Genomic DNA, 19,570 nt, shown 5'->3' on the forward strand with positions numbered 1-19,570 from the left:
ATGAGCACGGACACCCTGCCCGCGAAGACGGCGGACCCGGCCCCGGCCGCCGCGTCCGCCGCCCGGCGGCGCGCCCGGCGGTCGAAGCGCCGCCGCGAGGCGCTGCGCACGCTGGCCTTCATGTCGCCCTGGCTGATCGGGTTCGGCGTCTTCTTCGCCTATCCGCTCCTGTCCACCGTGTACTTCTCGCTGATGAAGTACGACGGCCTCAACCCGCCGACCTGGCGGGGGCTGGACAACTGGACGTACGTCCTCACCGACCTGCCGAAGTTCTGGCCCGCGATGCAGAACACGCTGTGGCTCGCGGTCGTCATGGTCGCCTGCCGGGTGGTCTTCGGACTCGGCACCGGCCTGCTCATCACCAAGATCAAGACCGGCACCGGCGTCTTCCGGACCCTCTTCTACCTGCCCTACCTGGCCCCGCCGGTGGCCGCGACCCTCGCCTTCGTCTTCCTGCTCAACCCCGGCACGGGACCGGTCAACTCCCTGCTCGAGGCGGTCGGTCTGCCCGCGCCCTCCTGGTTCAACGACGCCGACTGGTCCAAGCCCGCGCTGACGGTCCTCGCCGTGTGGGGCGTCGGCGACCTGATGGTGATCTTCATGGCGGCCCTGCTCGACGTACCGAAGGAGCAGTACGAGGCGGCGGAGCTGGACGGCGCCTCGGCCTGGCAGCGGTTCCGGTACGTGACCCTGCCGACCATCTCGCCGATCGTCCTCTTCGCGGTCGTCACCGGGATCATCGGCGCGATGCAGTACTACACCCAGCCGATCGTGGCCTCGAAGGTCGCCTCCGGCGTGATGGGCGGCTCCGGCCAGACCTTCGAACCGGGCTACCCGGACGACTCCACGCTCACGCTGCCGCAGCTCGTCTACAACCTCGGCTTCGGCCGCTTCGACTACGGCGCCGCCTGTGTCGTCGCCCTCGTCCTGTTCGCCCTCTCCATGACCTTCACCGCGCTGCTCATGCGGCGGCGCGGCGGCCTGATCGGCTCGGGTGACTGAACCATGACCTCCCCTCCCGTCCTCGTCCCCGCCACCGTCCGGCGCAAGGCGCTGCTGCACTGGATCGCCGTCCACTCACTCGGCGTCGCCGCGGCCCTGTTCTTCGTACTGCCCTTCGTGTTCGTCCTGCTGACCTCGCTCATGAGCGACCAGCAGGCCCTGACCCGGGACCTCACGCCGGACTCCTGGCACTGGGACAACTACGTCCAGGTCTTCGAGACCCCCGGCTTCGTCACCTGGTGGAAGAACTCGCTGCTCTACGCCGGACTCGGCACCGTCCTGGTGGTGGTGTCGTCCGTCCCGGTGGCGTACGCGCTCGCCAAGTTCCGCTTCCGTGGCCGCCATCTGTCGCTGCTGCTCGTCATCTCGATGATGATGCTGCCGCCGCAGGTGGTGATCATCCCGATGTACCTGTTCTGGGCGAAGCAGCTCGACCTGTCGGGCACCCTGTGGCCGCTGATCATCCCGATGGCCTTCGGCGACGCGTTCGCGATCTTCCTGCTGCGGCAGTTCCTGCTGACCATCCCGAACGAGTACGTCGAGGCCGCCCGCATCGACGGCTGCGGCGAACTGCGCACCCTGGTCAGGGTCGTCCTGCCGATGGCGAAGCCCGGGATCGCCGCCGTGGCCCTGTTCCAGTTCTTCTACTGCTGGAACGACTACTTCGGGCCACAGATCTACGCCTCCGAGAACCCGGCGGCGTGGACCCTGAGCTACGGCCTGGAATCCTTCAAGGGCGCGCACCACACCGACTGGAATCTGACCATGGCCGCGACCGTCCTGGTCATGGCCCCCGTGATCCTCGTGTTCTTCTTCGCCCAGAAGGCGTTCGTCGAGGGAGTCACACTGACCGGAGTGAAGGGCTGACAGACACACCATGAAGCTCGCTGTCGTGGGGGGCGGCTCCACCTACACCCCCGAACTGATCGACGGTTTCGCGCGGTTGCGCGACACCCTGCCCGTCACCGAACTCACCCTCGTCGACCCGGCCGCCGAGCGGCTGGAACTGGTCGCCGGACTCGCCCGCCGTATCTTCGCCAGGCAGGGCCACCCCGGGAGGATCGTCACCACCGGCGACCTGGACGCCGGGGTCGAGGGCGCCGACGCCGTGCTGCTGCAACTGCGGGTCGGCGGGCAGGCCGCCCGGAACGAGGACGAGACCTGGCCGCTGGAGTGCGGCTGCGTCGGCCAGGAGACCACCGGCGCGGGCGGCCTCGCCAAGGCGCTGCGGACGGTCCCGGTCGTCCTGGACATCGCCGAACGGGTCCGGCGCACCAGCCCGAACGCCTGGATCATCGACTTCACCAACCCCGTCGGCATCGTCACCCGCGCCCTGCTGCACGCCGGGCACCGGGCCGTGGGCCTGTGCAACGTGGCCATCGGGCTCCAGCGCAAGTTCGCGGAGCTGTGGGAGGTGGCCCCGGCCGACCTCCATCTCGACCACGTCGGGCTCAACCACCTGACCTGGGAGACGGCGGTACGGCTCGGCGGCCCGGAAGGGGAGGACGTGCTCCCCGGGCTGCTCGCCGGGCACGGCGACACGATCGCCGCCGACCTGCGGCTGCCGCGCCCGGTCCTGGACCGGCTCGGGGTGGTCCCGTCGTACTACCTGCGCTACTACTACGCGCACGACGAGGTGGTACGGGAACTGGGTACCAAGCCGTCGCGGGCGGCCGAAGTCGCCGCCATGGAGCGGGAGTTGCTGGAGATGTACGGCGATCCGGCGCTCGACGAGAAACCCGCGCTGCTCGCCAGGCGGGGCGGCGCCTTCTACTCGGAGGCGGCCGTGGACCTCGCCGCCGCCCTGCTCGGCGGGGGCGGTTCGCCGTACCAGGTGGTGAACGCGTACAACAACGGCACCCTGCCGTTCCTGCCGGACGACGCCGTCATCGAGACGCAGGCGGCGGTGGGTCCCAAGGGCGCGCAGCCGCTGCCGGTGGCGCCGCTCGATCCGCTGTACGCCGGGCTGATCGCGCAGGTGACCGCGTACGAGGACCTGGCCCTGGAGGCGGCGCTGCGCGGCGGCCGGGACCGGGTCTTCAAGGCGCTGCTCGCGCATCCGCTGGTCGGGCAGTACGAGTACGCCGAGGGCCTCACGGACCGGCTGATCGCGCACAACCGGGAGCACCTCGCGTGGGCGTGAACGGGACGCTCCTGGCGATCGACGCCGGGAACAGCAAGACCGACGTGGCGGTCCTCTCCCGGGAGGGGGACGTGCTCGGGACGGCGCGGGGCGGCAAGTTCCAGCCGCCGGTGGTGGGGGTCGCGGCGGCGGTCGACGGGCTCGCGGAGATCGTGGGCCGGGCGGTCGCGGACGCCGGGGTCCCGGCCTCGTTCGACCATGTCACCGCCTGTCTCGCCAACGCCGATCTGCCCGTGGAGGAGGCGGCGCTGGAACGGGCCCTCCTCGGGCGGGGCTGGAGCCGCTCGGTGCGGGTGCACAACGACACCTTCGCGATCCTGCGGGCCGGGGTCGACGAGCCGCGGGGCGTGGCCGTGGTCTGCGGCGCGGGCATCAACTGCGTCGGCATGACCCCGGACGGGCGGACCGCGCGCTTCCCGGCGATCGGGAAGATCTCCGGGGACTGGGGCGGGGGCGGCGAACTCGCCGACGAGGCCCTGTGGTTCGCGGCCCGCGCCGAGGACGGCCGGGGCGAGCCGACCGAGCTGGCCCGGGCACTGCCCGCGCACTTCGGCCTGGAGACGATGTACGCCCTCATCGAGGCCCTGCACCTGAAGCGGATCGCGGACGAGCGGCGCCATGAACTGACGCCGGTCCTCTTCCGGGTGGCGGCCGGGGGTGACCCGGTGGCGCTGTCGGTGGTGCACCGGCTGGCCGAGGAGGTCGTAGCGCTGTCGACGGTGGCGCTCGGGCGGCTCGGGCTGCTGGACGAGGAGGCACCGGTGCTGCTCGGCGGCGGCGTGCTCGCCGCGCGCCATCCCGCACTGGAGGCGCGTATCGCGGAACTCCTGGCCGAGCGGGCACCGAAGGCGGTCATCGGCTTCGTGACCGCGCCGCCCGTGCTGGGGGCGGGGCTGCTCGCCCTGGACGCGTCGCGGGCGGGGCCGGGGGCGGCGGGGCGGCTGCGGGCGTACTACGGCGGCTGAGACGGCCGCGGGATGCCGGGCGTCTCCCCTGACCGGGAGGCGCCCGTCGGCGCACACCGTTAGTAATGAACACCGTTTTCATGTAGCGTCGGCCACCGGATCCCGCGTCCCTCCCGAGAGGAAGCCCTCCATGGCCGTTCCCAAGCGCAAGATGTCCCGCAGCAACACCCGCCACCGCCGCGCCCAGTGGAAGGCGAGCACCCCGAACCTGGTGCCCGTGACGGTGGACGGTGTGACCTATCGGGTGCCGCAGCACCTCGTACCGGCCTACCGGCGGGGGCTGCTGCACCCGGAGGGCTGAGCCGCCGACCCTCAGGACAGCGGCCAGCCGCGCAGGGCGGCGTCGGCCATTTCCTGGAGTTCATCGGAACCGACGCCGCTCGCGGCCTGCACGGCGATGCCGAACGCCAAGGTGCTGACATAGCGGGCCAGGAGCCCCGGGTCGGCCTCCGGAGGCAGGTCGCCCTCGTCGACGGCCCGCTGGAACCGCTCCCGGAGTCGGCAGCAGCCGTCGTTGCGCCAGTCGGCGAGGAGGTCGCGCACTCCCTGCCCGGGGTCGCTGGTGGCCAGGGCGCCCTGGACGCCCAGGCACCCATGAGGACGGGCCGGGCGGGTGGTGGTGCGAACGACTCCCGTCAGGACCGCGGTGGCGACGCCGAGGGCGGTCGGCTCCCCCAGGGCCCGGGCCAGATAGGCGCTCGGGCCTTCGGTGTAGCGCTCCAGGACCTTGCGGAACAGTTCCTCCTTGTTGCCGAAGGCCGCGTACATGCTGGTGGTGGAGATGCCCATCGCGTCGGTCAGGCTGGCCAGGCTGGCGCCTTCGTAGCCGTGCTCCCAGAAGACCAGCATGGCGCGCTCCAGCGCCTCGTCGGCGTCGAATCCTCGCGGTCGGCCGACGGGGCCGCGCTTCTTGGTTGCCACACCCGCAGCCTACCTCTTCCGCATCGATCGCTACGGAAGTGCTAGCGTTCGAGTTCCGCATCGATCGATGCGGAATTCTGAGGAGGCGTTCGCTCATGGGACTGCTCGAGGGCAAGACCGCTGTCATCACCGGAGGCGGCTCCGGCATCGGCCTGGCCAGCGCCGTACGGCTGGCGGCCGAGGGCGCGCACGTGTTCATCACCGGCCGACGCGAGGCCGAACTCGAAGCGGCCGTCGACGTCATCGGTGCGGCGGCCACCGCGGTGGTCGGCGACATCGCGGACCCGGCCGACCTGGACCGGCTCTACGAGACGGTACGGGGCCGGGGACGGGGCCTGGACGTCCTGTTCGCGAACGCCTCGGTCGCCGAGTTCGTGCCGCTCGAACAGGTCACCGAGGAGCACTTCGACACCCTCTTCGGCATCAACGTCCGGGGCACGCTGTTCACCGTGCAGAAGGCGCTGCCCCTGCTCAACGACGGCGCCTCGGTGATCCTGAACGGCTCCACCAACGTCGACGTCGGCGCCGAGGCGTTCGGTGTGTACGCGGCGACCAAGGCCGCCACCCGGTCGTTCTCCCGGACCTGGGCCAACGAACTCAAGGGACGGGGCATCCGGGTCAACACCCTGACGCCCGGCCCGACCGACACCCCCGGTCTGTCGGGGCTCGCTCCGGACCCGGAGGGGTCCGCCGCCCTCAGGGAGCACCTGGCGACACAGGTGCCGCTGGGCCGACTCGGGCGCCCGGAGGAGATCGCCGCCGCCGTGGCCTTCCTCGCCTCCGAGCAGAGCAGCTTCATCACCGGTTCGAGCCTGTACGTCGACGGCGGCCTGAACCAGATCTGAGATCCGCGGCGACGGCGGCGCCCTTCACCGACCGGGCTCGCTGAGGCGGGGCGGGCCCGGCCGCTCGGCCATCGACCGGAGCAGCACCAGTTTGTCCTCGTTGGCAGTGCCCGGAGCAGGGTGGAAGGCGACGAGCATCATGCCGTCGGTGCCGGTGATGTGGAGTTTCTCCCGGCTGAGGGTGATGTCCCCGACCTGCGGATGCTGGAAGCACACGGTGGCACCGCCCCGGGGGCGTACGTCGTGCCGGGTCCAGAGCTTCTGGAACAGCGGGCTGGCGAGGGAGAGTTCACCGACGAGTTCGATGCAGCGCGGGTCGTCCGTGTCGGGGCCGACCGCCTCGCGGAAGCCTGCCAGCAGGGCTGCCGCGGTCCCTTTCCAGTCGGGGAACAGGCTCTGTTCGGCGGGGTCGAGGAAGACGTCCCGCAGCCGGTTGCCGCCCGTCACCAGCCGTGGCGAGAGCGCGGTGGCGAGCGGGTTGGTGGCGAGGACGTCGAGGTAGCGCCCCTCGACGAACGCGGGAACCGGCAGCAGCGACAGAAAGCGCACCGTGCTGGACGGCACCGACTCCCGCCGTCGGCGCCGGACACGGCGGGGACGGTCGGCGGCCAGACTGAACAGATACGCCCTGGTGTCGTCATCGAGGCGCAGCACGCCGGTGAGGGACTCGAGGACCTGCACGGACGGGCGGCGGTCCCGGCCGCGTTCCAGGCGCAGGTAGTAGTCGGCGCTGATACCGGCCAGCATGGCCACTTCCTCCCGCCGCAGCCCCGGCACCCGGCGCACACCCACGACGGGGATGCCCGCCTCCTCCGGGGTGACGAGCGCGCGCCGAGCGCGCAGAAACTCTCCCAGCAGGTTCGGCTGTTCGCTCATGCCTCCACGCTAGGCCGCCTCCGGCTCGCGTGAGGGGGTCCTGCCACTCCCCTGGACACACAGGGAACTGGCTCGGCCTTCGGCGCGGAACGAGGATCCAGGCACCACGATCTACCGAACCCTGGAAAGTGAGGGGCGGGCACCATGCCGACCCATGAACAGCGTGTCCTCGTCACCGGCGGGTCCGGCTTCATCGCCGGGCACTGCATCCTCCAACTGCTGGAGCGGGGATACGCCGTGCGCACCACCGTCCGCTCACTGGAGCGTGAGCCCGGTGTGCGGACGGCCCTCACCGACGCCGGGATGACCCACGGTGAGCGTCTGAGCTTCGTCGCCGCTGACCTGAGAAGCGATGCCGGATGGGCCGAGGCCCTGGGCGGATGCGACTTCGTCCTGCACGTGGCGTCGCCCGTGCACCTCGGGAAGGTCAGGAACGAGCAGGACGTCATCGGCCCGGCCCGCGAGGGCACGCTGCGCGTGCTGCGCGCGGCACGCGACGCGGGCGTCCGGCGGACGGTCCTGACGTCGGCGTTCCACGCGGTCGGCTTCGGCCACGGGCGCACCGACCGTACGTTCACCGAGGACGACTGGTCGGTGCTCGACGGACCGGGCATGGACGCCTACGGCAGGAGCAAGACCCTGGCGGAGCGCGACGCCTGGGACTTCGTGACCACGCGGGCCCGCACCATGGAACTCGTGACGATGCTGCCGGTCGCGGTCCTGGGCCCCGTGCTGGGCACGCGGATCTCCGGCGCGAACCACATCGTGCGGCGCAGCCTCAACGGTGAGATGCCGGGCTACCCGAGGATGTGGGTGCCGATCGTCGACGTCCGTGACGTGGCGCAGGCCCATGTCACCGCCATGACCAGCCCCGCCGCCGCCGGTCGGCGCATCCTGCTCGCGGGCGGACCCGCGCTCTCCCTGCACCAGATCGGCTCGGTCCTGCGATCACGCCTCGGCGACGCCGCCCACCGGGTGCCGACCCGCACCATCCCCAACACGGTGGTCCGGCTGGCCGCCGTCTTCTCCGCGGAGTTCCGCCCGGTCGCGGCGGACCTCGACCATGTCAAGAAGGTGTCGGACGACCGGGCACGCCGGGTGTTGGGCTGGCATCCCCGGTCGCCCGAGGAGGCCATCGTCGCCTGTGCGCGGAGCATGCTGGCCCAGGACCTCGTCAAGAGCTGACTGGGCGCTCGAGGTGGGTGGTGTGGAAGTCGGTGAGCTTTCTTGGGGGCGGGCTTCAGCAAGGGCGGACGAAGATCAGAACGGAACGGACAGAGCGGAGTCGCAGGCGGGCCAGAGCGACGGACATGCACTGCTGAACAGTGCTCCCGTCGGCCCGTATCCCAGGACCCCGGCGCGATGACCATGTTCCCGGAGACGGTCGAGCAGGCCCGCGCGCTCGGTGGCTGGCACGGTGCCGGGGGCTTCGAGTACCACCGCACCCCGCGCGGTCACCACGAGCGCTCCGCGGAGCCCCTCGCCTGGGAGAGCATCGACGGGATGACCCGATCCGCTCGGTGGGAGGTGAGCGGGTCGCCTGCCGTGCGGACGGCCTTGGCGATCCAGGCCATGGCCTCGGGCACGTCGTAGTTGCCCGCGTGCGGCTGGTTCCAGGCGAGCCGGTAGTTCAGATCCTCGACCTGCTTGTCCGCGGCGAGCGCCCGGTCGAGGTTGACCGAGACGGTGAACGAGGTGTCCCGGTCGCGGGTGCCGTGGCGGACGTACCAGTGGGGCGCGGTGTCGGCGCGGGTGCCGATGAAGGCCATCGGATCGATCAGGCGGACCTGGTCGTCGACGGTGGTGCGCTTCTTCGCCGTGTACTGGTCCCAGGTCAGCCCGGTGTCGTCGAGGCCGCTGCCGTCGCCGGGGACGTCGTTGTGGTTCCAGCTGAACTCCGTGTAGTTCATGTACCTCTGGGTCGGCGGGCCGAAGAGGTCGGTCTCGGTGCCGCTGGTGGTGTTCCCGTTGACGCCCACCGCGTCGAAGGCGGGGGTCGTCTTGAGCGTGGCCTGGGTGGCGACGAAGGCGAGGTAGTTGGCCATGTCGACGGAGCGCACCTCGCCGGTGGCGGTGTCGACGTCGATCCAGTCGTTGACGTATGACGTGGTGGTGCCCCTGGAGGTGATCTCGAAAGTGCCGCCCAGGGGCGGGATCGTGTGGGTGGGGTCCGCCTTGAGGTAGGTCTCGGCGGAGCGGATGACCTCCTTCTCAATGGTGTCGAGCATGGTGGCGGCGGTGAGCCGGGAGCCGTCGGGGTTGCGCAGCCGGAGGCGCTTCTCGTACGCGGCGAACTGCTCCGCGATGTCGGCGGCGTCCTCGGGCGACGGGTTCGAGCCGGTGGCGTCGCGGGTGGCGAGGACGTTGTACAGCCACTCGTAGGCCACGTCGGCGTTCCCGAGGTCGGTGATCGGGCAGTACGCGTTGACGGCGAAGACGTCGTCGCGCAGGTTGCTGCGGCCCTTGGCGTCGATGCCCGCGGCGCCGATCGCGGCGAGGTAGGGGTCGTACTCGCCGCTGTTCCCGGAGGCGCCCAGGATCGAGGCCAGTGCGCCACCGCCGCTGGTGCCGTTGACGACGATCCGCTCGGCGCTGCCGGGCATGGTGGCGTCGTTGAGGCGCAGGTAGCGGACGGCGGCCTTGGCGTCGACCACGGCCGCGGGCGCCTTGCCGGGGGCCGAGCCGTCGGCGCCGACCAGGCCGCGGCTGCGGCTCGCGACGTCGACGAAGACGTACCCCGCCTTCAGCGCGGCGCCGACGGTGCTCGTCGAGCTGTCGTAGGACGTGCCCGGGGTCACGCTCGCCCTGACGTAACTGGCTTTCCAGCCGCTGTTGTTCACCGCGAAGTAGACCGGCGCCCGCTGGTCGCCGAAGGTGCTCTCCGGGACGAACACGTTCATGCTCTGGTAGCCGCACGCGGTGTTGGGGATCGTGGTGGTGCCGCCGCCGGGACCTCCGGGCTGCTGTGCCGCCGCCGCGACCGGGTCGGCGACGTAGCAGATCTCCTTGTACCAGCGCACGTTCACCGGCCTGCCGTCGACGGTGACGCTGATCGTCGTGTAGGCGGCGGAGTCGAAGGCCAGCGCGGAGTCCTGCGGGTCCGCGGCGGGACCGCGGCGCTGCGCGGTGGCCGTGGCCGGGGCGGCCACCGCGACGGAGGCGGGCGCCGCGACCGCCGTGAGAACGAGGCAGCTCGCGAGCGCCACGCCCCTCATGAGCTGGTTGCGCGTCACACGGTGTTCGTCTCGCGTGCCCGCCGGGTGCTGGTGGGTGAACGCGTCGCGCCCGAAGGGCGCTGAAAGCCGCTGCACGGGGTCTCCCCTCACTGAGCAACAAGTGCTTCGCTGACGCCTCGGGGCCGAGGCATCACGCAGGCTACAAGATTGTTAACAATATGCCCAGCAATTATGTCGTCAGGTTGCCTGCTGGCGCAGTTGCCGCTGTCGCCCGCCGCGGAGATCTTCTTCGCGGCGGCGGTGAACTCCGCCGCCGACCAGGTCGTGTCCCAGGTGGCCCTCGGGGAGGAGGCCCCGGCTTCCCTGAGCATGCCCTTGCCGTCGGCCCGACCGCCCACCGCCTTCTCGTCACCGCCGACGGCGATGCAGAAGAACGTCTCCCTCGTCAGGCCGGAGTCGGCGATGCAGAGCGGCAGGGGGCAGGCCTGGTGCCGAGCTACGCCTACGAGTGCGCCGAGAGCGACACCCCGCACTGCACGTCCATCCACCTCATCCAGCAGCGGAGCCAGGTTGCCCGGGACTTCCCCTTCGGCGGCGCCATCCACGTCGACGACCTCGGCTACCTCTGGGACTACCTCGGCCAGCCCCTCCCCCACGGCGACGACCAGCTCGAACTCTCCCGGCGGATGATCGGCTACTGGGGCCGCTTCGCCGTGGCGGGCGACCCCAACAGCTCAAGCTCCGCAAGCCCCGCAAGCCCCGCTCCAGTGCGGTGAGATCGCCGTGGTTGGCCAGCCACCCCCGGCGCACTCCGCGGGCCGCCAGTTCCTCGACGCGCCGCACCCAGTCCGCCGGATCACCTACGGGGCAACGTGACCCCGAGCCCTCGTTCTGTCGCGAGAGAGCGGCCAGCGTGCCAGGGCGCGTCACGTCAAGCCGTAACTCGTCTGGGCCGGTATCGCGTGGCTACCGCCCCTGACCGGAACTCGTGGCGGTCCACGGGCTCGAGCTGGATGCGCTCGCGCAGACCGGCGAGCAACGTCGGGCCGTGTCCGGCAAGCACCGGCTGGACAAGGAACTCGTACTCGTCGATCAGTCCCAGATCCGCCAACGCCAGGGGGAGCGTCACACCACCCACCCACAGGCCTTCGCCTGACTCCTCCTTGAGCCGCCGCACCGCTTGCCCCAAGTCACCCCGCACCAGTTCGGCGTTCCAGTCAACCCCGCTCAGCGTGCTCGACACGACGTACTTCTTCGCCCGGTCGATGGCCTCGGCGAACGGGACCTGCCACTCACCCACCCAGTCAGGCCACGTGCCCGCGGTCGGCTTCCGCCACGCCGACTCCATCATCTCGTAGGTCACCCGGCCGAAGATCAGGGCAGCGGCTCGCTCCATCTCAGCGGTCCAGTAGCGCATCGACTCCTCGTCCGGGGGGAGCCCTGCCTCGTGATGGCAGCAGCCGTCCAACGTGACGTTGATCGAGTATCGAAGTGGTCTCATCCCGTTGCTCTCCCTTGCTGGGCGCCCCGCGTTCACCGGACAGTACACAGACCACCGCCGACGCCATTTCTCATCGGCGCCCCGATCTCGCCTGCTGTGACGCCGTCGTCGTGCGAACTCCAACGTCGCCCGGTTGTTCCATCCGTCGGCTTGCCGCGTGGCGGACGCGGCGGGTTCGTCCCCTGTTCGGCGAGCAGGCCGAGAGCGTCGGACGAGGTAATGATCCGCGCGGTCGCGGCTGTGCGTGGGAACCGGTCGGATGCGGCGGCAAGTGCCCTCAAGTCCCCGACCAGTCCTTGGTGCACGTCGCCTTGCACGTCGGCCATCGCATGGGCGAGAACGCACACGTGCAGCGGGTCACCTGCTCGCCGCCGATGTCGTCCCAGATCGCCGTGCACAGGTCACGGGCGGCTTCACGCTGACCTCGGTGGTGGTGCAACTCCGCCCGGGACCCTCCAGCGCACCCACTCGCCGACGATAGTCCACTCGTTGAGCAGGTCGCCCACCCGCTGCTTGCGGATTTAGGCGTTCCTCACGATGCGCGGCTCCCATCCATCGAGCGGTACATGCCGATCGAGCCGTGTGCGGCAGTGTCGGCGAAGCCGAACTTCTCGTACAGGAAGCGCGCAGGGCCGTCCGCGATCAGCGACACGTACGCGGTGGCGGGCGCCCGGTGTTCCAACTCCTCGACGAGTGCGGCCATGATGCGCTTGCCGAGCCCTCGCCCCTGATGCGCGGGGTGCACACATATGTCGACGACCTGAAACGCGGTGCCGCCGTCACCGATGATCCGACCCATGCCTATGGGCTCGCTCTCGTGATGGAGGACCACGCCGTACCAGGTGTTGGGCAAGGCGAGCGCGACCGCTTCAGGCGCTTTGTCGGAGAGTCCGGCGTCGGTGCGCAGGCGGCGGAAGACCTCAACGGAAGGCACACCCGCACGCAGGGTGTAAGGACCAGTCGCATGATTCATGTATTACATGCTACGGCGTGTGCGATGCCGTGAACAAGCTGCGTGTGGCCAACTGAGGAAGCACTCGGGTTGTGCCTCGTGACAGGAGTGGGGCGTGGATTGACTGACGCGCGAGAACCTCGTGCGCTCGCTGATCTGTCCAATGCAGGGTGCCCGCCCGCGTACTTGCACGGATGCGACCGCGGTAGGACTTGAGGAACGTCACCGAGGACCACATCCGTCGCGGCCAGGAGCACACCTACCTGCCGGTCAACCAGCACCCCTCCGCGCTCCCGCCGAAGCTCGCCCTTCTTGTCGATTCAGCGATTTATCGCTGCGGGAGGCACGTGGAGCCGACCTGAGCCGACCGGTGCGCTGATGTCCGGGCGGGGACTCGTGGGACATGGCCCGGCACCCGGCTCAGGTTCCGGGGAGGATGCGGCGCGTCTCGTAGGCCCACATCGCGATCTCGACGCGGTTGCGGGCGCCGAGTTTGGCCATCAGGCTGGCCAGATGCGTCTTCACCGTGCTGAGGCTGATGTGCAGGGCATCGGCGATCTCGGTGTTGGTCAGCCCGCGAGCGACGGCGAGGAGCACCTGTTCCTCGCGGGCGGTGACGGGGGAGACCGGCTGGGCCACGGACCGGCCGACGGGCAGGTCCGCGAATGCCTGGAGCAGACGGACGGTGACGCTGGGCGCGATGAGCGCCTCACCGTCGGACGCCGACCGTACGGCCTGCGCCAGAAGGTCCGGTCCCGTGTCCTTGAGGAGGAATCCGCGGGCACCGGCACGCAGTGAGCCGTAGACGTACTCGTCGAGGTCGAACGTGGTGATGACGACCACGGCCAGCGGGTCGGCGACGCCCGGGCCAGCGACCAGCCGGGTGGCCTCGAGCCCGTCGAGTACCGGCATGCGGATGTCGAACAGGCAGACGTCGGGGCGCAGTTCGTGGGCCAGACGTACCGCTTCCCGCCCGTCGGCGGCCTCGCCGACCACCTCGATGCCCGGCTGGGCGTTCAGCATGATCCGCAACCCGGTGCGGATGATCGTCTGGTCGTCAGCGACGAGGACGCTAATGGACACCGCTCTCGCTCCTCGCCCCCGGCAGTTCGGCTTCGACATGCCAGCCCCGGTCACTGCCCGGGCCAGCTCGTAGTGTGCCGCCGAGCAGGGTCGCGCGCTCGCGCAGTCCGGTAAGTCCGTATCCGTCACGCCCCCGGCCGGTGCGTCGGCCGTTGTCGCGCACGCTCACCCGTACCGCGTGCCGTTCCGCGGCGACCCGAACGACGAGCTCGGTCGCGTCGACCGCATGGCGCAGCGCGTTGGTCACCGACTCCTGCACGATCCGGTAGACGGCCGCGTCCACGGCCGGGGGCAGCGCGTCCAGTTCGCCGTCGAGCCCCAGGTCGACCCTGAGGCGACCACCCGGGGTGCGCACCAGGCGCTCCAGGTCCGCGACTCCGGCAGGGGGCGCCAGCTCGGCGCCGACCTCACGGTCGCGCAGCGCGGCGACCATGGCGCGCATCTCCTCCAGCGTGCGCGCCCCTTCCTCCTCGACCCCCTCCAGCGCCTCGACGGCGGCGGACGGGTCGGTGCCCGCGAGCACCCGGCCCGCCTGGGCGATGATCACCATGGCCGACACGTGGTGGGCCACCGTGTCGTGCAGTTCCCGGGCGAGCTGCTCGCGCTCGCGGGAGCGCACCTGCTCCAACTGCCGCTCGCGAGCGGTCACCCAGAACCGGACGGCAGCCCCGACCACGCCGGGCAGCAGCAGGAAGACGAAGCCCACGACCTTTTCGACGACCGGGGTCTCGTCCGTGACGACACACAGCGCGCCGACCGCGACGACCACCGCGCCGCCCAGCACGATCTCACGTCCCGATCCCCACCGGGGCAGCGCGTACACCAGCACGAGCACGACCGCGCCGGTGTACAGGCCGACGGGCTCGCGCGGTGCGGCGACGAGCGAGGCCACCTCAAGCAGCATCACCGAGCCGAACGCCAGCGTCGCCATCGCCAGCGGACGGGTCCGGCGCCACAGGAGCAGCAGGCACAGCCATACGGCGAACACCACCGCCACCGGCCGCCACACGACGTCCTCGCGCAGGGCGGCCTCCAGCACCGCACCGGCAAGGCCCACGGCGAGCAGCGCCCAGTCCCGCCGCACCCGGGCGGGCGCGTCGGGCGGCCGGGGTTCGGTCCACAGGGTTCGCAGGTCGTCTCGGAGCACGGTTCTCAGCCTAGGGACCGTGGCGTGCCGCGCATCGGCCGAAAGGACGGGTCGTCACTCCGCCCCGGGGCCGACGGATCCGCGGCCCACGGGCCGATGCCGCGGCGCGCCGTGGCGACGAGCCTCGGCGTCGGCGGCCGTACAAGGACGGCCGACGAGGTGGTTGGAGGACCCGATGCTGTCGAATGCCCTGTTGCGCCTGGGCGCGAGCGCCGCCCGTCATCCCTGGCGGGTGATCGCGGCATGGCTGATCGCCGCCACGCTCGCCGTCCTCGCCGCCGTCGCCTTCGGCGGGCGTACCGCGGACTCGCTGACCGCTCCGGGACTGGACTCCCGACGGGCCGCGGAACTGATCGAGCGGGCAGGCACCGGCCAGGAGGGGATGACCGCCCAAGTGGTTGTCACCCCCCTCGACGACGGTGCGACCTTCTTCGACGACGACGGCGCGCGCACCGCTCTCACGCGGCTGCGGGCCGAGGTGAAGCGGCTGCCGCACGTGCTCGGCACGAGCGACCCGGCGGGGGCGCTCCACGCGGGCGGGGACACCGCCGTGCGCGGCGGCCTCGTTTCGGCGGACGGGCGGATCGCGGTCGTCCGGGTGCAGTACCCCGACCAGAGTCGGCTGTCGGGCGAAGACCTCGACGCCCTCGTCGATCTCGGCGACCGGATGCGCGCCGAACTGCCGCTGCGCATCGAGATGGGCGGGAGCCTCTTCTACGCCTTCTCCGACCCCGACGGCGGCGCGAGCGAGCTGATCGGCCTCCTCGCAGCGGCCGCGATCCTGTTCCTGGCGTTCGGTTCGCTCGTCGCCGCCGCGCTGCCGATCGGCATGGCGGTCTGCGGGCTGACCGTCGGGGTCGCCACGATGACGGTCCTGGCGGGGGTGACAGAGGTCCCCACCTTCGCACCGGTCCTGGGCAGCATGGTCGGGCTCGGAGTGGGCATCGACTACGCGCTGTTCGTGCTCGCCAGGCACCGGGAGTACCTCGCGTGCGGGCTCGATCCGCAGGCGGCGGCCGGACGAGCGGTGGCGACGGCGGGGCGACCGGTGGTCTTCGCTGGCGGCACCGTCGTCGTGTCGATCCTCGGCCTGGCGGTCGCGAACGTGCCGTTCATGACGGTGGGCGGGGTCGCCGTCTCGATCGTCGTCCTGACGACGGTGCTCGCGTCGGTGACGCTGCTTCCGGCCTTCCTCGGCGCGGCGGGCCCGCGCCTGGCCCGGGTCGGCCGGATCGGCCGGATCGGCCGGATCGGCCGGATCGGCCGGATCGGCCGGATCGGCCGGATCGGCCGGGCTCTGCAGACCAGGAAGCCGGGCCGCATCGCACGGCGGCGGGACCCGGCGCCAGGCGTCGCCCACGCCGCCGGGTGGCGGCGCTGGATCGGGCACGTCAACCGGCACCCAGTGCCGTACGCGGTCGGCGCGGCGGGGCTGCTGCTGACCGCGACGCTGCCCGTGCTCGGCCTGCGCGTCGGCCTGCCCGACGACGGCTCACTGCCGCAGGGCCGTACCGAGCGCCGGGCCTACGACCTCGTCGCCGAGGGGTTCGGCCCGGGCACCAACGGTCCCCTCGTCATCGCCGCGGACCCCACCGGTGATCCGGGGGTCGTGGACCGACTCGTCGAGGCGGTCGCGGCGGATCCGGGCATCGCATCCGTCGCGCCGACGCACATCGATCGGGCCACCGGCATCGCGACCCTCGTGGTGTTCCCGACCACCAGCCCTCAGGACAAGGCCACGACCGACACCATCGCCCGGCTGCGCACCGACGTGCTGCCCACGGCGATCGGGCACGGCCCGGCCAGGGCCCACGTCGGCGGCGCCGCCGCGAGCCTGTCCGACGTGGGCCAACGCACCAGCAGGCGCCTGCCGGTGTTCGTCGCCGCCGTGCTGGCGATGTCGTTCCTGCTGCTGATGCTGGTCTTCCGCTCGATACTCGTACCGCTCAAGGCGGTACTGCTGAACCTGCTGAGCATCGGCGCGGCCTACGGCATCATGGTCGCGGTCTTCCAGTGGGGCTGGGCAGGCGCACTCATCGGGCTGGAAGCGACGGTTCCGATCGTGTCGTTCATCCCGATGTTCCTCTTCGCCATCCTGTTCGGCCTGTCGATGGACTACGAGGTGTTCCTCCTCTCCCGCATACGCGAGGAGTACCTGCGCACCGGCGACAACGGCACGGCGATCGTTGAGGGTGTCTCGCGCACCGCCCGGATCATCACCTCGGCCGCCCTCATCATGGTGGCGGTCTTCCTGTCCTTCGCCGTCGCCGAGGATCCCTCGACCAAGATGTTCGGGCTGGGCCTGGCCACCGCGATCTTCATCGACGCCACGGTCGTGCGCGTGGTGCTGGTACCGGCGACCATGACACTCCTCGGCCGGACCAACTGGTGGCTGCCGAAGTGGCTGGACCGGGTACTTCCCCGCGGCCCGGTCGGCGCCGACGACACCGACGCGGAATCCACGGGTGATGCCCCGCGTCCACGGCTGGTTGACCGTTGACTCAACTCCTGCCCGCCCTTCGCGTCCGGCACCTCAGCGCGTCACCCAGGGGCGTATCGAGACGTCATCATCGGGTGGTCCTGGTGAAATCCTTGATCCCGATCACCGAGGCGCGCAGGGGGTCCGGCCGACCCAGCCCGCGTACGTCTCCAGGCGAGCGAGGTAGCCGTCGGGAGTCTTGTCGTATCGGGTGGCGATTCCGGTTGGCGGCCTGGTCCTTCTTCTCCGGGATGACCGCCTTGCTACGACGTTTGCGCGGGTGGGCGCGGTCTTCGCGGGACGAGTACGCCGAAGCCCGCACCCCGGCCGCGCCGACGCGGCCCGCGCGCTACGGCGGCTGGCCGACGGCGTCGAACCTCGCGCCGGGCAGGTCACGGACCGGAAGGCGGGCGATCCACCGCCCGTACTGACCCTGCCCCGACTGCACGCGGCCTTGGCCGAGTACGTCCCGCGTCGGCACGGGCCCGTCTGGGCCAGCGTGCTGCCGACGTCAGTGGGAGGCGGCAGTGGGCGCCCGGCTGAAGCTCGCGCGATAGGCCGTGGGGGTGAGTCCGACCCGGCCGACCATGTGTTTGCGCAGCGAGTCCGCGCTGCCCAGACCGCTTTTCCTGGCCACCTGGTCCATGGGCAGCGCGGTGGTCTCCAGCAGTTCCCTGGCCCGGTCGACGCGCTGGTGCAGCAGCCATTGGAGGGGGCTCAGTCCGGTCTCCGCGTGGAAACGCCGGGTGAGGGTGCGCACGCTCGTCCTGGCGTGCTGGGCCAGGTCGGTCAGGGTGAGCGGGCGGTCAAGGTGTTCGAGAGCCCAGACGCGAGTGGCGGCGAGTGACGTGCCGCGCTCCGGCGGCAGAGGCGTCTCGATGAACTGGGACTGGCCGCCCGGCCGTACGGGAGGGACGACCGCGAGCCGCGCGGCCGCGTTGGCGGCCGAGGCGCCGTAGTCGATCCTGACCAGGTGCAGGCACAGGTCGATGGCGGCAGCGGCGCCCGCCGAGGTGAAGATGCCGCCGTCCTCGACGAAGAGGCGGTCGGGCTGCACGTCGACGGACGGGAACCGGGTGGCGAGGTCGCCCGCCAGTCCCCAGTGGGTGGTGGCGCGCAGCCCGTCGAGCAGACCGGCCTGGGCCAGGACGAACGCACCCGTACACAGCGAGGCGATGCGCGCGCCGGTGGCAGCGGCCTTCCGCAGGGCGTCGAGGACCTCCGGGGGAGCCTGCTCGCCGCCGCTGCCGACGGCCAGCACCGTGTCGGCGCCCTCCATCGCTTCCAGGCCGTCCGGGACCACGAGGTCGGGGCCGCCGACGGTGGGCGTCGGGCCGGGTCGCGCCGTACAGACACGCACGTCGTAGTGCTCGACGTTGTGGAACACCATGAGCGGGATCGAGACGTCGAAGCTCAGTACGGGCGGCACGATGACTGCGGCGACACGGTGCATGTGGCCGGAACCTCCGGATGGTTGGCATTGTGGCCACTATTCCACGAAGCCGCGGGGCGGCACCGTGGGCGGCATGACATCTCATGTGATCGTGGGTCGTGGGGCCACCGCGTCGAAGACCGCCCTTCTGCTCGCCGAGGACGGCGAACGGGTGCGCGTGATCAGCCGGACGGGCGGCGGGCCCGACCACCCGCTCGTCGACAAGGTCGCCGCGGACGCGACCGACACCGACCGGCTCACCGAGCTGACGGAGGGGGCGGACACGCTGTTCACCACCGCCGCGCCGCCGTACCACCTGTGGCCCGAGCAGTTCCCCGCCCTGTCGGCGTCGCTCCTCGACGCGGCGCGGCGGACCGGGGTCGCGTACGTCATGCTCGGCAACCTCTACGCGTACGGGCCGGTGAACGGGCCGATCAGGCCGGACTTCCCGCTGACGGCGACCGGTCCCAAGGGGCGGACCAGAGCGCGGGTCTGGGAGGAGGCCGCCGCCTCGGGGGTGAAGGTCACCGAGGTGCGGGCCGCCCAGTTCTACGGCGCCGGCGCCGTCTCGGTGTTCAGCCTCATGGTGCAGCGGCAGGTCATGGACGGCAGGCTGGTCCTGGTGCCGCAGGAACTCGACGTGCCCCACAGCTACTCGGCGATCGGCGACACCGCACGCACGCTGGTCGCCGCGAGCCGCGACGAGCAGGCGTACGGCCGTGCCTGGCACGTGCCCACCTCGACCCTGTCGGTGCGGGAACTGGCCGGGCGGCTCGCCCATCTCGCGGGTGCGCCGAGTCCGCGGATGGAGGAGATGACCGAACGCGACCTGACCCTGCTGGGGTTCACCGAACCGTTCTGGGCGGAGATGCACGAAGTACTCACCAAGCCCGGCCACCCGTTCGTCATCGACTACACGGAGACCGAGAAGGTTCTCGGCGTGAGTGTCACGCCGGTGGATGACGTGCTCCGGGACGTCATCTGACGGTCCGGGGCGCGGGCGTCGGTCGCCGCCCGGGAGTGGCGCGGTCGTTCTCCGGCGCACTGA

18 protein-coding genes are annotated in these 19,570 nt (G+C 71.2%); 10 read left to right on the forward strand and 8 right to left on the reverse strand.

The window, feature by feature from the left end:
* From ACFVQG_RS28890 to rpmF, 5 genes are all read left to right on the forward strand, one after another.
* Complete coding sequence (locus ACFVQG_RS28890) at positions 1-1,002, forward strand: carbohydrate ABC transporter permease (RefSeq protein ID WP_383388934.1); 1,002 nt, start codon at positions 1-3, stop codon at positions 1,000-1,002.
* Between the two features lie 3 nt (positions 1,003-1,005).
* Entirely contained in the window at positions 1,006-1,869 is an 864-nt protein-coding gene (locus tag ACFVQG_RS28895) for a carbohydrate ABC transporter permease (RefSeq protein WP_383388937.1), read from the forward strand.
* Between the two features lie 10 nt (positions 1,870-1,879).
* Positions 1,880-3,145, forward strand: coding sequence for a 6-phospho-beta-glucosidase (locus ACFVQG_RS28900; RefSeq protein WP_383388940.1), 1,266 nt, complete (start codon positions 1,880-1,882; stop codon positions 3,143-3,145).
* Positions 3,136-4,110 carry an N-acetylglucosamine kinase gene (locus tag ACFVQG_RS28905; protein WP_383388942.1) on the forward strand — a complete coding sequence of 325 codons (975 nt, stop codon included), beginning with the start codon at positions 3,136-3,138 and terminating at the stop codon, positions 4,108-4,110. Before ACFVQG_RS28900 ends, ACFVQG_RS28905 begins: the two co-directional genes overlap by 10 nt.
* 130 nt (positions 4,111-4,240) lie before the next feature.
* Positions 4,241-4,411, forward strand: a complete 171-nt coding sequence (gene rpmF / locus ACFVQG_RS28910) for a 50S ribosomal protein L32 (protein WP_383388944.1) — start codon at positions 4,241-4,243, stop codon at positions 4,409-4,411.
* Positions 4,412-4,422: 11 nt separating this feature from the next.
* On the opposite strand, the gene ACFVQG_RS28915 is transcribed toward rpmF, so the two are convergent.
* Entirely contained in the window at positions 4,423-5,031 is a 609-nt protein-coding gene (locus tag ACFVQG_RS28915) for a TetR/AcrR family transcriptional regulator (RefSeq protein WP_383388946.1), read from the reverse strand.
* Positions 5,032-5,126: 95 nt separating this feature from the next.
* Here ACFVQG_RS28915 and ACFVQG_RS28920 point away from each other — a divergent pair, with 95 nt between their 5' ends.
* On the forward strand, positions 5,127-5,876 hold the full coding sequence (locus ACFVQG_RS28920; RefSeq protein ID WP_383388948.1) for an SDR family oxidoreductase: 750 nt from the start codon (positions 5,127-5,129) through the stop codon (positions 5,874-5,876).
* A gap of 24 nt (positions 5,877-5,900) precedes the next feature.
* On the opposite strand, the gene ACFVQG_RS28925 is transcribed toward ACFVQG_RS28920, so the two are convergent.
* On the reverse strand, positions 5,901-6,752 hold the full coding sequence (locus ACFVQG_RS28925; RefSeq protein ID WP_383388950.1) for a helix-turn-helix transcriptional regulator: 852 nt from the start codon (positions 6,750-6,752) through the stop codon (positions 5,901-5,903).
* A gap of 144 nt (positions 6,753-6,896) precedes the next feature.
* On the opposite strand from ACFVQG_RS28925, the gene ACFVQG_RS28930 reads away from it, so the two are divergent.
* A complete protein-coding gene (locus tag ACFVQG_RS28930) occupies positions 6,897-7,937 on the forward strand; it encodes an SDR family oxidoreductase (RefSeq protein ID WP_383388952.1) in 1,041 nt (346 codons plus the stop codon).
* A gap of 269 nt (positions 7,938-8,206) precedes the next feature.
* Here ACFVQG_RS28930 and ACFVQG_RS28935 read toward each other — a convergent pair whose 3' ends face one another.
* Entirely contained in the window at positions 8,207-10,063 is a 1,857-nt protein-coding gene (locus ACFVQG_RS28935) for a subtype B tannase (RefSeq protein WP_383388954.1), read from the reverse strand.
* A 353-nt stretch (positions 10,064-10,416) separates the two neighbouring features.
* On the opposite strand from ACFVQG_RS28935, the gene ACFVQG_RS28940 reads away from it, so the two are divergent.
* Complete coding sequence (locus ACFVQG_RS28940) at positions 10,417-10,704, forward strand: hypothetical protein (RefSeq protein ID WP_383388957.1); 288 nt, start codon at positions 10,417-10,419, stop codon at positions 10,702-10,704.
* A 155-nt stretch (positions 10,705-10,859) separates the two neighbouring features.
* Here ACFVQG_RS28940 and ACFVQG_RS28945 read toward each other — a convergent pair whose 3' ends face one another.
* From ACFVQG_RS28945 to ACFVQG_RS28960, 4 genes are all read right to left on the reverse strand, one after another.
* Complete coding sequence (locus ACFVQG_RS28945; RefSeq protein ID WP_383388959.1) at positions 10,860-11,429, reverse strand: dihydrofolate reductase family protein; 570 nt, start codon at positions 11,427-11,429, stop codon at positions 10,860-10,862.
* A 532-nt stretch (positions 11,430-11,961) separates the two neighbouring features.
* A complete protein-coding gene (locus ACFVQG_RS28950) occupies positions 11,962-12,402 on the reverse strand; it encodes a GNAT family N-acetyltransferase (RefSeq protein ID WP_383388961.1) in 441 nt (146 codons plus the stop codon).
* 399 nt (positions 12,403-12,801) lie between these two features.
* Positions 12,802-13,464 carry a response regulator gene (locus ACFVQG_RS28955; protein WP_383388963.1) on the reverse strand — a complete coding sequence of 221 codons (663 nt, stop codon included), beginning with the start codon at positions 13,462-13,464 and terminating at the stop codon, positions 12,802-12,804.
* Complete coding sequence (locus ACFVQG_RS28960) at positions 13,454-14,611, reverse strand: sensor histidine kinase (protein WP_383388965.1); 1,158 nt, start codon at positions 14,609-14,611, stop codon at positions 13,454-13,456. The genes ACFVQG_RS28955 and ACFVQG_RS28960 overlap by 11 nt, the downstream gene beginning before the upstream one ends.
* Positions 14,612-14,786: 175 nt before the next feature.
* On the opposite strand from ACFVQG_RS28960, the gene ACFVQG_RS28965 reads away from it, so the two are divergent.
* Entirely contained in the window at positions 14,787-17,111 is a 2,325-nt protein-coding gene (locus ACFVQG_RS28965) for an MMPL family transporter (protein ID WP_383388967.1), read from the forward strand.
* Positions 17,112-17,601: 490 nt separating this feature from the next.
* Here ACFVQG_RS28965 and ACFVQG_RS28970 read toward each other — a convergent pair whose 3' ends face one another.
* Positions 17,602-18,543, reverse strand: a complete 942-nt coding sequence (locus ACFVQG_RS28970; protein WP_383388968.1) for a GlxA family transcriptional regulator — start codon at positions 18,541-18,543, stop codon at positions 17,602-17,604.
* A gap of 73 nt (positions 18,544-18,616) precedes the next feature.
* Between ACFVQG_RS28970 and ACFVQG_RS28975 the strand changes: the two genes are divergently transcribed.
* Positions 18,617-19,507 carry an NAD-dependent epimerase/dehydratase family protein gene (locus tag ACFVQG_RS28975; protein ID WP_383388970.1) on the forward strand — a complete coding sequence of 297 codons (891 nt, stop codon included), beginning with the start codon at positions 18,617-18,619 and terminating at the stop codon, positions 19,505-19,507.
* Positions 19,508-19,570: the final 63 nt, after the last annotated feature.

The organism is Streptomyces sp. NPDC057877 (genome assembly GCF_042796855.1).
Lineage (GTDB): Bacteria > Actinomycetota > Actinomycetes > Streptomycetales > Streptomycetaceae > Streptomyces.